7 protein-coding genes are annotated in these 14,520 nt (G+C 54.5%); all 7 read right to left on the reverse strand.

Annotated features, from left to right (window positions below; genetic code table 11):
- Positions 1 to 91: 91 nt before the first annotated feature.
- Positions 92 to 5,170 carry an S-layer homology domain-containing protein gene (locus EV294_RS11270; protein WP_132306758.1) on the reverse strand — a complete coding sequence of 1,693 codons (5,079 nt, stop codon included), beginning with the start codon at positions 5,168 to 5,170 and terminating at the stop codon, positions 92 to 94.
- Positions 5,171 to 5,464: 294 nt separating this feature from the next.
- The gene (locus EV294_RS11275) at positions 5,465 to 6,571 is read right to left on the reverse strand and encodes a rhamnogalacturonan acetylesterase (protein WP_132306759.1); all 1,107 of its coding nucleotides are present in this window, start codon (positions 6,569 to 6,571) and stop codon (positions 5,465 to 5,467) included.
- Between the two features lie 16 nt (positions 6,572 to 6,587).
- A complete protein-coding gene (locus EV294_RS11280) occupies positions 6,588 to 7,856 on the reverse strand; it encodes an FG-GAP-like repeat-containing protein (RefSeq protein ID WP_132306761.1) in 1,269 nt (422 codons plus the stop codon).
- A gap of 57 nt (positions 7,857 to 7,913) precedes the next feature.
- Positions 7,914 to 8,708, reverse strand: a complete 795-nt coding sequence (locus EV294_RS11285; RefSeq protein WP_132306763.1) for a polysaccharide deacetylase family protein — start codon at positions 8,706 to 8,708, stop codon at positions 7,914 to 7,916.
- A gap of 35 nt (positions 8,709 to 8,743) precedes the next feature.
- Positions 8,744 to 9,445: a YesU family protein gene (locus EV294_RS11290; protein WP_207918127.1), complete on the reverse strand. Its 702-nt coding sequence runs from the start codon at positions 9,443 to 9,445 to the stop codon at positions 8,744 to 8,746.
- 2 nt (positions 9,446 to 9,447) lie between these two features.
- Positions 9,448 to 12,039: an exo-rhamnogalacturonan lyase family protein gene (locus EV294_RS11295; RefSeq protein WP_132306765.1), complete on the reverse strand. Its 2,592-nt coding sequence runs from the start codon at positions 12,037 to 12,039 to the stop codon at positions 9,448 to 9,450.
- Between the two features lie 130 nt (positions 12,040 to 12,169).
- Positions 12,170 to 14,506 carry a helix-turn-helix domain-containing protein gene (locus tag EV294_RS11300; RefSeq protein WP_132306767.1) on the reverse strand — a complete coding sequence of 779 codons (2,337 nt, stop codon included), beginning with the start codon at positions 14,504 to 14,506 and terminating at the stop codon, positions 12,170 to 12,172.
- Positions 14,507 to 14,520: the final 14 nt, after the last annotated feature.

The following is a 14,520-nucleotide window of genomic DNA, read 5'->3' on the forward strand; positions in this document are numbered from 1 at the left end:
CTCCTTTAATCTAGCGTTTATTATATCAGCCTTTACGTAAAAAAGGACAATCCGGAAGATTGCCTGCTCCCGGATCGTCCCTGCTCAAACTCTAATTCTTGTAAATATTGTACAGCATGACGGCAACTTCCGCTCTTGTCGTTGTCGCCAGAGGAGACAATTTGCTTCCCGCCCCTTGCACAAGGCCGTTCTTAACAAGGGTTGCGATGCTGTCTGCCGCATACGGGCTTACTTGATCGGCATCCGCATAACCGCTAAGATCAGCCGCGGTACCGTTCATCGCAGACAGCTTTTTAGCCGCAACCAGCGCCTTGGCTGTCAACGTCATCATATCCTGTCTGCTGATGCTTGCGCGCGGATCAAAGCGGTTTTCGCGAATGCCGTTCGTAATGCCAAGCTTCTTCGCAATGCCTACCGCCTGATAATAATAATCCGTAGATTGGACATCAGCAAAGTTCGAGTCTACTTCGGCTGTCAGACCAAGCGCGGATACAAGAAGCTGAATAAAATCAGCTCTCGTGATCGCCGCATTTGGCGAGTAGGTTTTAGCGGAAGTGCCTTTAATGATTCCTCTGGATGCCAGAGCTTCGATCTGTGCTTTGGCCCAAGGTACGCCGGCGAGGTCATTAAAGGTCTTGCGGACCTCCGCGACAGCGTATTTGCTGAAATGGGTCGTTGTGAACGACATCACGCCCGCTGCCTGATTATAATAACCGCTTGGTACAGGCTCTGTCGTACCGTCATCCTTCACGTACAGAATGACGAGATGATCCGTATTTTCGCCTGCTGCGGGCGTGTACGGAATGGTTACAAGGACTTGCACATTGTCATTATGGAAGCCAAGCGGCTTGTTGTCCGCCAGCAAATGAATATCGACAGCCGGCTTTCCTTCATCCAGAGAGCTTGCAGGTCCGATATGAAGCGTTACGTTCTGGGCGGAACCTAGCTCCGCAGCCGTAAACATGCCTGACGGCAGCGTAACGGTGCCAAATGCCGTTTTTACCCGAATCTCTTGCGATTCTTCAAGCTGTCCGAGCACGCTAACCGGAATTTGCTGTTCATACGCTTCCGCTCCCGCCACTTGCGGCAGTTCGATCTCTACGACTTTTCTGCCGTCCCGCAGTACAGGGGCAAGCGTTAATGCTTTTGTCAGGTCTGCGCTTGTTACGGATCCTGATGCAACTCTGGTAGTCGAGTTCATAACCCCGTTCACCGTAAGTCGTGCCAGATCCGATGTAATAACCGGCGTAAGGCCGTTTGAGGAGCTGGAATTACTGCCGCTGCCGGAATGGCTTTGGCTGGATTTCGCCGGTACAACCACGGCGATGGAAGCCGTATCCGCCGTCGTGTTATCCGACGTTCTTGTTACGCGAAGCACCAGATTTACCGTGGTTTCCGCTGCTGGCGGCGTAATCGCTCCGTCAGTGCCAATCACTTCGTTGTCCGAGGACAGGATGGAAATAGAGTAACCGGCTGGCACTTCAGGCAGCGTCAGCATCGCGGCATCCTTCGCCGGTGACGTAATCGCCGTAATACCGTCCGCGATTTCTTTCACCGTGCGGGCAATCGTAACACTTTGCGCAGCGGACAATGCCGACTCCTTGCCCGTTCCGTCAATCACGCCAACTTTGTAGTAATAGGTATGCTCGGAAGGCAGGCTGCTGTCAGTGTAAGAGCCGGCCGCGCCGCTGTACACTTTCGTGAAGGTGCCTTCTTCGCTTTCCGAACGGTACAGGTTATAACCAAGCGCTCCGGTCGTTTTGTTCCAGGCAAGCTTCACGCTGGTCGAAGATGCCGCTGTTGCCGTAAGGCCCATTGTAGAATCCGTCGCCGGCGCCAAATCCGGATCTATGATCATTATCCAGCTGATCATCGGATCTTGCGCTGCCGTATTTCTAACGGTCACTTTCAACGATCCGCCCGTTACGTTCACGCCCGTAAATGCCATCGTATTGCTTGGCGTAAACGTAACGGCGCCTTTATTCTCGTCATTCAGGAGCAAATTGGCTTTTCTGCTCGTATTGGTCCACGGATCGTTAAAGCCCAGATAAACATCGTACGAACCGTTCTCCAGGGTAAATTGATAAGCAAGGTCCGTACCCTTCGGAGAATTGGCTACATTGCCGCCGTTCAAGTAACGGACCGTTGAGAAAATATCCCCGTCAGCCGAACCGGAAGGCAGCGAATCCGTGCCGAGATAACCCCAAGGCGAAGCATCGGCTGCATTATAAGCCTGCTCGATTACCGTTTTGTTCGCCAGCGTGTCTTGCATATAAGAAGCGAGAAGCTTGTAATCGGATGTCGCGTAACCTCCGGCATTCACGAAATACAGCGCGTTGTCCGGCACGACGTACATTTTGACGCTCTGCACCTTGTTGTAATACTCCGGCAGCGTCATTTGAACCGTAATGGGACCCGGCTTAGCAAAGTCCGCTGCCGTGAGAGCATGCGAGTTAACGGACCAGGTTACGGGCGTTGACACGGTTCCCGTTTTGCCCAACACGTCAACCTGGCTCGGCAAGCTAGGTACTTCCCCAAGCTTAACCGCTTCAGGGAACTTGGTGGTCACGTTCACTTGACCCATTGCATTCAATAGATCCGGCGTCCAGCTCGCATACCATTTAATCGCAATATCCGTACCCATTCCGAACTCGATTGGCAGGAAAACGTATTTGGCTCCGTCATTGGCAAAATTGCCGCCGTTCCAAATATCGCCTACATAGATAAACTTGCCGTTCTCCGGATCAACCGGAATTACATACGTCGATTGCGTATTAAAAGCTTTCGTCGGATCCGGATCGCTGGCCGACGTACGGACGAACGGATCCTGCATCGGAGCCCATGGGCCGAAGATATGATCCGCTACCGTATATTTGTTCTGGTTGGCAGCCCAGCCCGTTGCACCGGAAGTAATCAAGTAATAATGGCCGTTATATTTGAACATGGCCGGTGCTTCGCGTTGCGCTCCCGGGAATACCCGCACGTAGTCAACGCCGTTTACGGCTTTGTACGAAGCATCGCGAACGGCGTTTCCGTTCTCGTCCACGTTGCCGTCTTTATGCCAGCCGGTTACGTCGAGATAATCCGGCATCAGCTTGGAGATGTAGATCGTCAGGTTCTCTTCGCTCGAATAGATCAGGTACGCGGTTCCGTCATCGTCCTTGAACAGGTTCATATCCCTTGCCATGCCCGGGTTGCCAGGCTGGTAGTCGATCTCTCCGGCAGGAGCCTGGTCCATCCGGTAGCTTCGCTGGTAGACGAACGGTCCGGTTGGCGAATCGCTTATGGCCACGCCCGCTTGAGCTTTGCCGTAGTTGGCGCTGTTGTTGTAAGGATCCTTGTCGCCGTCGATATGAGCCCACATGACGTATTTCTTGGTTTCGTCGTTGTAGATGACTTTCGGACGTTCAACGATTCTTCCTTTGCGGATATCCGCCCAGATGTTAACGGTATCCGTTCTTCCTTCATACAGCTTGGAGATGAGAGGGTCATTCGTAAAATCATCCATCGAGTTGATTAACGTAAGAGCCATACCCTCGTCTTTCCAGTTCATGAGGTCCGTAGAAGAGTATACCCGGACGCCTGCAGCCGGCCAACCGCCTTTGTGGTATTCCCCATACCAGTAATACTTCTTCGTTTTCTCGTCGTACATGATTCCCGCGCCGTGAGCGTCAATCGGATTGCCGGTTGTATCTGCCCAAAGAGCGCCCGGCGTTAACGAGGTACGCACCGCACTCACCCCAAGCAAATCGGATACGGCGGAAGAAACGCCGTCTACTACCGCGCTGATGGTATAGAAGTAGCCTGTGCCTTGCGTTAAACCGGTATTAGTGAAGGTGGCATCAGTACCGTTGTACACTTCGGAAAAGGTTCCCGTGGCACTCGCGGCCCTTTTAACGGAATAAGCAACGGCTGTTCCCTGCAAGGCATCCCAGGTCAGCGTTACCGAAGAATCCGTCGTGGACGCCGCCTTGAAGTTAGCAGGCGCGTCAAACGCATAGGTCGTTGCTTGAACGGATACTGGCGGCGATTCGCCAAAGGCATTGTACGCCGTCATTTTATACCTGTATTCCTTGTTGGCTGTCAAGCCTGCAGCTTGATAGCTTAAAGAGGTTCCGTCGTAAATGTTCTCGAAAGACGCACCGCCGTTGGAGGACTGGTACACTTTGTAGCCGGTTGCCTTGGCAACGGCCGCCCAGCTCAGATTGATTTTCGACGAGTTAACCGCCGTTGCGGTCTGACCGGTTGGCGCAGCCGGCGCAACGCCTACAGTCCTCACTTTCAATTCCGGCGACCACTGGGACTCGGTAAGTCCGCCGTACAAATAAGCGATTTTATAATAATAATCCGTGTCCGAGCTCAAGCTTGTATCCGAATAGCTGGTTGCGGTCGTGCTGCCCGCATAGCTGTAACCGCTTCCGGATGTTGTGGAACGATAAACGTTGTAGCTGCTTGCCCCTTCAACGGCATTCCAATTCAGCGAAACGGAGGAACTGGTCTGCGCATCCGATTGAATGACGGTTGAATTGGCTGCCGGGATATCCGTAACCATAACGTCATCCACTTGAACCGACTGCCATTTGTTGCGGATGCCGATCTTCCCGCTTGCGAAAGTTGAATCGACCGCATCAAACAGCAGCTTATCCTTTCCGTTCTCCACGATGTAGGCTTTGATTGAGCTGCCAATAAGCACAAGCTTCAGCGTATACCAGGTATTTTTGCTGAGCGCATAAGCGGTGGCGCCTTTAATCGTGGCGTCCGTGTTATTCACACGTTTGGTCAAGGTAAGCCCGGTGGAGGACTGCATTTGAAAATAGTAAAAGTTTTTATAGTCTTGGACGCGGGCCAGAATGCCCGGAAAGGCGCCGCCGGCTCCCGTATAGAACCGCATGGAAACCGTGGAATCCGTCCAATTATCTCCCGTCGTAATAATGCCTTCGCCCGTATCGGTCTGGCTAAGCACTTTATTGTTGGCATCAGCCGGATCGGCTGCTACCGTCCATGTACCGGACGTAACTGTCCACTCCGGATCCGCCGTATAATTCCCGTCAGTGAAATGATCTTGAAAATCGATAGCCGAAGCTGCCGACACCTTGGGGATCGGCGTAAAGTTGAACAAAGAAACACCTAATGACAGCAGTAAAAGCCACGCAATCGGTTTTTTCCGCACTTTCTTTTCGCTCCTTTGAATAAATTAGAGTACGATCAAACGCGGATGGTACTGGCAAAGCTGGCGAGCTCCCCCCCTTGTTCCGGAAACCGGTTTCATGAAACCCGTTTCATGTTAAGCGTAAAAAGATGAAATCCAGCGGGACTTCTCTAAACAAAAAAGAAGAAAGCGGTTTCATTGGACTCATTGTACTGTTTTGTCCATCAATTGGCAACCCACTTTCTTCTTAATCCCATCCTGGTTTAAGCGATATTTTTGTCAAAACTTGTTGAATTTCGAAAATTTCAAATCCTGTTACCGCAAATACAGCATAAGCGGCTGCAGCTTCAGCGCCTTTAACTCCTCGTAGACCAGTCTCGCGATCTCAATCCCGCCTAGCTGCTGGAAATGCGTATTATCCTCGGTACCATCCGGGAAGTTCATGAATTCCCCCGGGGCCAGCCACATGAACAGCTTCTTGGTTTCTTCCGGACCCAACGCTTCGAACAAGGCTTTGCTTGCCTTCGCCAAATCGATTAACGGTACTTCCTCTTCCGCCGCCAGCTCCCTTGCCGCCGTCAAATAATCTCCGTGAGTATCCCGCAGCGTTCCGTCCTCTTCATAGAAACGGCGCTGCACGGAGGTGACCAGAACCGGGATCGCCTTCCGCTCCCTCGCTCCGTCAATATAGATTTTCAGAGTCTGCTTGTAGGTGGTGAAAGGCTCCGTATGACGCTCTTCGTCAAACTTCTGATCGTTATGGCCGAACTGGATAAAGAGATAATCGTAAGGCTTTATGCGGCTCCAGATTTCATCCAGCACGCCTTCGCTGATGAAGCTTTTGGAGCTGCGGCCGGATAAGGCGTAGTTCGCTACGGCTGCGTCCTGCTTGACGAACATCGGCAGCATCTGCCCCCAGCCCGCATACGGATAACCGTCATCCGGCTGGTCCGTAACCGTTGAGTCTCCGGCCAAGAAAATCGTACAGGCTTGCGGTGCCGGCTCTACCTCCATCGCGTTAATGCGAGGAGCAAGCCCCGAGAACGTGAGCTTCAGCTGCCCGCCGCTTACCCATACCGAAAAGCCGATGCGGGAGAAGCTGCCTGGAGCCGTCCGCTGTTTATGCACTATCAGGCGCCCCTGACCGGCCTTGATCGTCGTTTCGGTCTCGGCAATTTCATCGCCCAGCAGGACAGAGACGCGGTAGATGCCATCCTCCACATCGAGCAGGAAAGCCGTATCAAGCGGGATGCAGAAATCTCTGCGAAGGGCCCCCGGTTCTCCGCGGTCCCTCGCATTGATGCGGTCCGTCCGGGTAAAGCCGTACCCCGTAAAGGAATCATAGACGGATTGCGGCGTAATCTTCGTATAGCCCTCGGCAGGGACGCCGGTGCCGAAATCAAATCGGTAGTTTCGCGTCATTTCGTCTCTAGCTCCTCTACTTCATTTCTCCGCCCGGATACAAGGTTGAGCTGGACAGCCGTTTAGGCTGCGGCAGCGGAGAACCGGTTACGCATTCGCTAAGCTTCGCATGCTTGCTGGAATAGATGGAAGCCGTATCGTTGGAATAGATAATGACCTGCTCCGTACCGCTTCCCCATAGATCCGCGTGGACGGCATACCCTTCCGAAGGAAACTCTACTACCGTATTCATAGAACCGTCGTACAGACCGGGATATACGCCGCCGCCGCGCCGGTAAGCCAATATGTAGTCCGGCGCATCCTCGGCCCACCCTCTTAGCGGTTCGATAATGGTCAGCCAGCCCGGCGTTTTCCGGTCTTCCTTCCAGAGCTCCTTGCCCTCGCTGTCGAGCAGGAATAAAGCATCCTTACCGATCAGGCCTTTGCCGTCATCCTCCCGGACAAGCCGATCGAGCCCGGCAATCTGCAGGCCCGGAAGATCGGTCCGGAACCGGCCCAGCGCGATATGCTGCGATTCAACGGACCCTTCGTAACGCCACAGCTCCCTGCCATGCCGGTCGTACATAACCGTTACGCTCCCGCCGATAACCAGCTCGGGCTCCCCGTCTCCGTTCACGTCGCCTACCCAGATGCAGTCGGCATGATCGTCCAGATCATGACAGCTCCACAGCAGCTTCCCGTCATGATCAAGCAGGTCGTAACCGGCCATGACTTCATCCCTTCCGTCGCCATCCAGATCGTAAACCCACGGGAAGTGACCCGGATTTCCCTGATGCGTCCATAACAGCTTAAACTCCCGGTCCAGCGCCCACAGCCGGTGATAACGGTCCTTCAGGATAAGATCCCCCGCATGCGCGGCACCGCTCAGGTTTGCGACGATAATGCAGTCATGGGCATGCGGATCCGGCAGTTCGCGGGTCGATCGGACCGAGCCGTCATGCCCATTAAGAATATGGAGCCGATCCTCCATCACGCAAATCACTTCAAGCCTGCCATCCCCGTCGATATCCGCAATCTGCGCCGGATAATCCGAGCCTTGCCGGCCCGCTCCCGGATCGGGCCTGCCGGTCTGCCACAGCAGATTGCCCTCGAGATCATAGGCGGTCAGGCATTGCACCTGATGGGGAATGTAACGGACATCCTGCCGGTTGTCCGGCTGCACCAGCAGCAGCTCCATCCGGCCGTCGCCGTTCAGGTCGCCGAGCAGCACCTTGCAGTTAGGCCCGGCTGCCTGCAGATTTACGGTTCCTAGCAGAAAAGGCTCCTTAGTAGTTACGGATGACATCCTTTTCCCTCCCAACAAGATAAAATAGATTACCTATCGCTAACTCTCTAACTCTAACTACAACGTAATCTGCTGGCCGCCCTTTACTTCCACCGTTTCCCCGTCAACCTTCAGCCATACGCCGATGGCGGACGGATTGTACACAAAGCTGAGGTTTGCCGCAAACTTCAATCCTTCGAAGGCTTTCGCATAGTCCACAAGCTCCATATTCGTGCAATACCAGATCTCCGGATTGCCGCCGATGCATTGCCCGAACTGCTCCATCAGCTCCCAATTGTTATCGTTGTCAAACTCGTAGCTATGGCCCCATACGTACATCAGGTACAAATATTGCGACTTGCGAAGTCCGGCGAACTCCTCCGCATGCTTCATCAAATCCCGGTTATGATGGCAGGTCGGCTGCCATTCAAGCCAGTCGTCCGGCATGCCGTACTGTCCCGTGCTGGGAACAACGCGCGCGTACTCGATGCCAAGACCGGGCAGCAGCTCCTTGACTCTTTTGTTATACGAACCGTTAGGATAAGACATGCCGCGGACCGTGCAGCCAACTATACGCTCCAGATTGCGCCGGTCCTCCATGACCTCGTATACGATCTGCTCATTCGGGCAACGCGCAATCGTGGGATGAGTCAGCGTATGGGCGGACACTTCATGGCCGGCATACAGCTTCTTGACCTCGTCCTCTCCGATCCGGTCTTTCGTGCCAAGCAGACCCGAATTGAGATGGAACGTCCCCTTCAGCCCGTAACGGTTAAAAATATCGACCAGACGCCGGTCGGCTAACCTGCCGTCATCGTAGCTGAGCGTTAACGCCTTATGCCGGCCTTCCGGGAAACACATTGCAATCGCCATTTCTTTAACCTCCCGTTTCTGGTGCAGGCATTCCCTTACGGGGCAAACACCTGCAAATTTCCGTATTCCGCGATCAGCGGGGCCATCTGGCGGAAGCCCAGCTTGCCCTTCCCCAGCAGCGGCCCCCAAGTGGAGCCGTCATCCTTCCAACTAAACAACAATAGATCATTGACGGCAAATTGCACATACGGCCCCTGCTTCAGCAGCTGCATCCGGTAAGGCCCTTGCGCGTCCGCCGCATCCGGGATCGGATCAGCTCCTTGTGCCACAAGGTGAAAGCCGTAGCTCTTCCGCAAGTTGCAGGTATGGAACCGTCTCTCCTCCGCATGGCGCCTGCGGAAATAGGATACGTGGAACGCATTGATGTCGCCATGATGATATTGGTCGTAAATCCCGCTGCGGCCCGCCAGCCCGGAATCAAACAAATCCTGTCCTTCTATTCCCGCTGCGCAAAAAAATAGAATCGCCAATCCCGGCTCGCGGACCGGCCAGAAATCCCAAGTAACAACGAGATCCGGAGGGAATTGCTCCGGGCACCAGAATACGAGATTGGCTGCCTGCCCCTCTACGGGGTCCCGCGTGCTTTCAAGGCGCATGCGCCCCATCGGAAAGGTGACGGAGGCATCCCCTTCCATCCGGAAATCCGATACGTCCTCAGCCGAACAGAGCGGGTTATTGTAAACCATCCTCCATCCGGCCGGAATCAGCATGCTTCTTGCCGTCGTTGTTGTGGTCATCGTCAAATCAACTCCTGTAGAGGCTGCTCCCGAAGCTTCGGCAGATGGTCTGCGACCAGCTCCAAGGCGATAATCGTATTCAGCGACCATTGGGCTGCTTCATTCGTATTTATCCAGTCGATCTCCTGCAGCACGTCGATGTGTGCAACCGTTGACGCCTCGTCCTGAAGATTCACGGCCGCAAACGGATTGCCCAGCAGAATGTCCCAGCATTGCCGGGCCGTTGCTTCATCCTTCATGTAAAAAGCGCCATAAGCAACGATTGCCGCGCTGAGCACCGGATGCTCGAAACGCGTTGTGCGGATATGACCCTTCGTGAGCTTATCCTTCTCTTCCTGCGTCTTGTTGTAATAGACCCCAAACTCCGCCAGCATCTCCTCCCATTCCGGATCCTTCAGCATGCCGGCCAGCTCGAACCATACCTGCGGTCCGCCCATGCAAATCGCCAGATGCCTGCCCCAGTTATCGTCGCCCATCGGCGTGAGGATACCCGTCTTTGGATCATAGCCGTAGGTCGGACCGGAAATTAGCCTGTAATTGGCTCCTTTAATACTGTTAATGCCAACCCGAATTTTGTCCCGGTATGCCGTGCTCTCGTAACGTTCCCACTGCGTCATCCAGTTCGAACTGAAGGCGGCCCAGTCCGGGCCAACCCGGACATGGGTCGGATGCTCGTCTTTCGGGAAATAATAGCGCATCGGGTCAAGATTAACGGTCGTAAAGTCCGAGTCCTTCGTTTCGTTCATCATATCCCCGATCCGCTCATCCGCCGTCAGATAATAAAAGTATCGGTGAAGGCCGGCCATGCCGATCCGTGCTTCCTTGCATCCGCAGCCCCAATGAACCACGTTATGCCGCGAACCAAGTCCGGCATATTCGCCGAAATGGTACACGTCTACCTCGCTTGTATGCCGGGTCATCGCTTCCGCCATCCGGAAGATGTCTTCCCTGCCCGACCGCAGGAACATGATCCATAGCCACATGTTCGGCGCAAGCTCCGTGTTCTGCCAGGCGCAGCCGCCCAAATCATAGTTCCAGACATGCCGGACGGGATCGTAGCTGTGCATGAAATCGCCGTAGTCCCACAATCCGTACCATTTGCGCTGCTCCACTTCCTTCTTGTAAAAAGCAATAATGCCGTCCAGCCGTTCTTCAAGCTGCCGCTTCTCCTCGGTGGAACGATCCGGCAGGCTCCAAATCCCGAAAGCTCCGGCTTCATGGTAATAGGACGGCTCGCATACGAGCAGGGACGGACTGTCCGTTTCCTGCCGCATCAGCTCCAGCTGCTCCGGTCCCGGCGTTTCTTCCGTGCACCAAAGCGTCAGTTCATTCGTGTTGGCGATGCCGTATGGGGTTGCGCGCAGCTCCTCCGCCCCTTCATAGGACGATTCGACATGGGTTTTCGTATCGTAATGCCTCAGGTCCATCGGTTCGCCCTCCGGCGTCCATAACCATGCGGTAAGCGAAGCCTCGTCACCGGAAGCTCCATGAATCTCAAAGCCCGAAGGGTGCTTCCTCCAGAAATGCCGCAGCCCGCAGGCAAGTCCGCCGCCTTCGCCCCCGGCATAAGCGAGCCCTCCCGCCCGGTAACCGTCCGTCGCCTTTACCCAGCTGCAGCCATCGCCGGTTCTTTTCCAAATCCGGTAATGCTCGGACGATTGCTGCATAAGCTTGAAACCGTCCCATGTCGCCGAATCTTCCAGCAAGCCAAGGAAATACGCGTCATCCGAGGGGTCAAAGCCAACTTTTCCGCCAGCGGTCTGCTGTTCGAACAGCTCGCGGTATTTCCCTTTTGTCCTGCGGGTATGGAGCGTCTTCGGCGATTCCGCGAACAGCCCGCTATCCCCCGAGAAACGGATGTGACGGTTATAATGCTCGCCGCGCATCGGTATGGCAAAACGGATTCCCAATCCCTTAATAAAATCCTCGTTCGGATTGCCGTCATAAAAAAACGTATGCACAATCCGGATCGTCTCTAGACCGGCATACAGATAGAGCCTCAAGGAAAAAGGAAGCCATTCCCGCGAACCGGCTGCCGCGCGGTGCCTGCCGTCGATTTTCACCACCGCGCGAACGGGACCCTCCTGCTCAATAGTTAACCGGTGCACCCGGCTTTCAAACGGCTCCTGCCGGATCGTCCTGCTGCCGGATACCTCGCTGCCGGTCTCCCTTATATATACAAGCACACCGCCGCTGCACACCTCCACCCCGTTCCGGGTAATGCCGCGCAGCCAATTGCTGCCCCTCTTGCCAAGCGTGCATACGATAACGCCGGTATCCAGCTGAACCGCATCGCTCGTCTCCGTCACCTTAACCTTGAAAGGGACATTCGCTGCTTCCCCTCTCGTCAAGATGTACCCCTTCGCCCCGTTATCCGTGCTTACCGCCGCGTGAGCGGACCATTTCACGCTTCCGTCCGGCCAATAGGCGGTCGCCCAATGCTGCATCGGAACGGGTTCGCCCAAGCTCGTTGTCAAGCGCAAAGCTTCGTCTCTCCCCAGCTCGCCTTCCTTCCACGGAATTCCCCAAGTCATCCCGGCCGGCCATGCATGCTGCCGAGGGGACAAGCTGCGCAATTGAATCGTACTCGCCATTTACCCTCATCTCCTTCGTCGTTTGGCCCCATTGTAGAAGCTTCCCGGTTAACGCTCAATGAGACAATATTGCGGAAGGGCCAAAAAACGGCTTGCACATTATTGCGGCGTTTGCACGATCTTGATTGCGTTACAGGTGCTGGCTCTGCTCCCGGTAGCTGGTTGGCGTCATGCCCTCCAGCTTTTTGAAAATCCGGTTGAAATAGCTGTGCTGGTAACCGACCTGCTCGGCTACGTCGTTGATTTTCAATTCCGATTCTCTTAACAGCTCTTTGGCTCTCTCGATCCTAAGCTCGGTCAGATAGTCGATGAAGTTTTTACCGGTCACCACTTTAAACGACTTGCTCAGGTAAAACGGATTGGTGCCGATATGCTCCGCGCAGTTATCCAGCGAAATATCCTGCCTGTAATGCTGCTGCATATAGATCATCGCCGCCTCGATCAGCCGTTTAACCTCGGAGCCCGCCCGGCAGGACAGCTCCTTCTGATAAGGCGCCAGCACCTTATCCCTGAACCAGGCCAGCATCCGCTTCGGCTCCCGGATTTGGGACAGCTGCTCGTACAGATTAACGCCCTTGAACAGCCTGTTCGGATTAACCCCGGATACCATGATGACATGCTGGATATTGCCAAGCAGATGAAGCATTCCCTGCTGCACGTCGATTTCCTTCGCCCCGGCGCAGGATAACGCGCCAACAAACGCCCCCAGCAGCTCGCCCGCCTCTTCTTCCTTGCCGGTACGGAGAGCCTGAACAAGCTCCCGCTCCAAGGTAAAAGGATACTGCAGCTCCGCCCAGGCCTCGCCGCCTAGCACGCCCTGCTCCATATCGATAATCTGGTTGGCATTGTCGCAATTGCGGTAGCTGACCGCCTGCTTGACCCGCTCGAACTCGTTAGGCAGATCGGAGATAAAAGCAGTCTGGCGGCTGACGGCAAGGGTCACCCTCATCCGCAGAATCCGGTTCACCGAGGTCGTCAGCTCCTCGCTGAAGGCTTCAACCGCCTGCTTATACGGGCTGCCTTCCGGTATAAACAGCATAATCCCGGCCGTCAAATCATGAAAATTCAGCGTGTCGCTTTGCTCGAAATGCTTGGAAGCCAGCTCTTTCATCATATTCACCGCCGCGAACGTAACGAGCCCTTCGTCGCCGCTGCGGAATGTTTCGTCCATATTGGCGATACCGTTCAGCTGAATAAACAAGACGGCAAAATGGCGGCCGCGCACCTCCCATTTGAACTTTTCCATGCGGCGCAGCAAATCCTCTTCCGAATAAGCATACAAATACCCCTGAAGCAGCTGATGCAGAAAGCTTTCCTTCACGTGCGGAAGCTGCTCCGCCAGCTTCGAATTCAGTTCGAGCCGCTCCTTGTGAAGGTGCTGATATTGCTGCTCGATAAGCGCAAACTCGTCCTGCTTCCCCGTCCAGCCCGCCCCGCCCGAATAACCGCCAAGCAGATTCGCAAGCCGCTTCACCGGCGAATAGATCCGATGGGAGGCAAGCCAGGATAGCAAGGCTGCCAGCAGCAGGGCGATCAGACTTACCGTAATGACAAGCTTGGAGATGAACATCACCGGCGCTATGATGCTGTTGATCGGAGATGCCGAGACGTACAGCCACTCATCGGAAATTCGCGACAGGCTGCCGTAGGACACCGTGTAGGTCGAACCTTTCCAATCGAAGAAAAACGAGCCTTTCCCCGCATGCAAGCCGTTGATCTTCTCGCGAAGAGCCTGAACGAAATCCGAGTTGGAAGCGCTTCCGTTCGCGGATACAAAAAGGTCGCCCGATTTTTGCTGCAGAAACGCTTCTCCTTCGTAATAAGGGGTCATCGTTTGCAGCAGACTGGCAATCTTCTCGCCGTCGAACCGGAAGACCAGCACGCCAAACGGATTGGGACTGCCTCCGGGAATATGGTGGACCAGCGTCAAATCCTTTTGCTCCGGATGGTTGGAGTCAAACGCCCACTGGGTCCAATAGGTCAGGTTTTTACCGTGTATCAGCTTGCCGTAAATGCTTAAATCCTGCTGATCCTGCAGCGGCGTATATTCGGGATTAAACAACACCCGGCTCTTCCCGCCAACGTAAAGCTCGGCTTTCTTGACCAAAGCGTTCGAGCCCTGCATGGCGATCAGCGTCTTTGTGATATCGTCGGTTCGTTTGAAATCGCGGACAAAATCAAGTCCGTTTAAGCTGTAGTCGAATTTGTTGTCGAATGCCCAGTGGGAAAGCAGAAGCTCCAGGTTGCTTAACTGATCGTCCATTTGCTCGGAGCGTTGTTCAATCTGCTGGTAATGAAGCTGCAGAAGCTCGCTTTCCACGCGGCCGCCGGCCATCCAATAGATAAGTCCTCCGATAATAAGTCCGGGAATGCCGGAGACGATGAAAATCATAATTAAGCTTTTTCTAAAAAAGCGTCCTTTGCCGGAATCCGTGCGGCTCCGCCAAATTTTCTTTCCATGGAGCATCCTATTCCCCCGTT

This window comes from Paenibacillus sp. BK033, assembly GCF_004345425.1.
Lineage (GTDB): Bacteria > Bacillota > Bacilli > Paenibacillales > Paenibacillaceae > Pristimantibacillus.

Coding starts and splice junctions, on each gene's coding strand:
- EV294_RS11275 (WP_132306759.1), bottom strand. CDS start 6,571: ATGACGCGAAACTACCGATTTGATTTCGGCACCGGCGTCCCTGCCGAG.
- EV294_RS11285 (WP_132306763.1), bottom strand. CDS start 8,708: ATGGCGATTGCAATGTGTTTCCCGGAAGGCCGGCATAAGGCGTTAACG.
- EV294_RS11280 (WP_132306761.1), bottom strand. CDS start 7,856: ATGTCATCCGTAACTACTAAGGAGCCTTTTCTGCTAGGAACCGTAAAT.
- EV294_RS11300 (WP_132306767.1), bottom strand. CDS start 14,506: ATGCTCCATGGAAAGAAAATTTGGCGGAGCCGCACGGATTCCGGCAAA.
- EV294_RS11295 (WP_132306765.1), bottom strand. CDS start 12,039: ATGGCGAGTACGATTCAATTGCGCAGCTTGTCCCCTCGGCAGCATGCA.
- EV294_RS11290 (WP_207918127.1), bottom strand. CDS start 9,445: ATGACCACAACAACGACGGCAAGAAGCATGCTGATTCCGGCCGGATGG.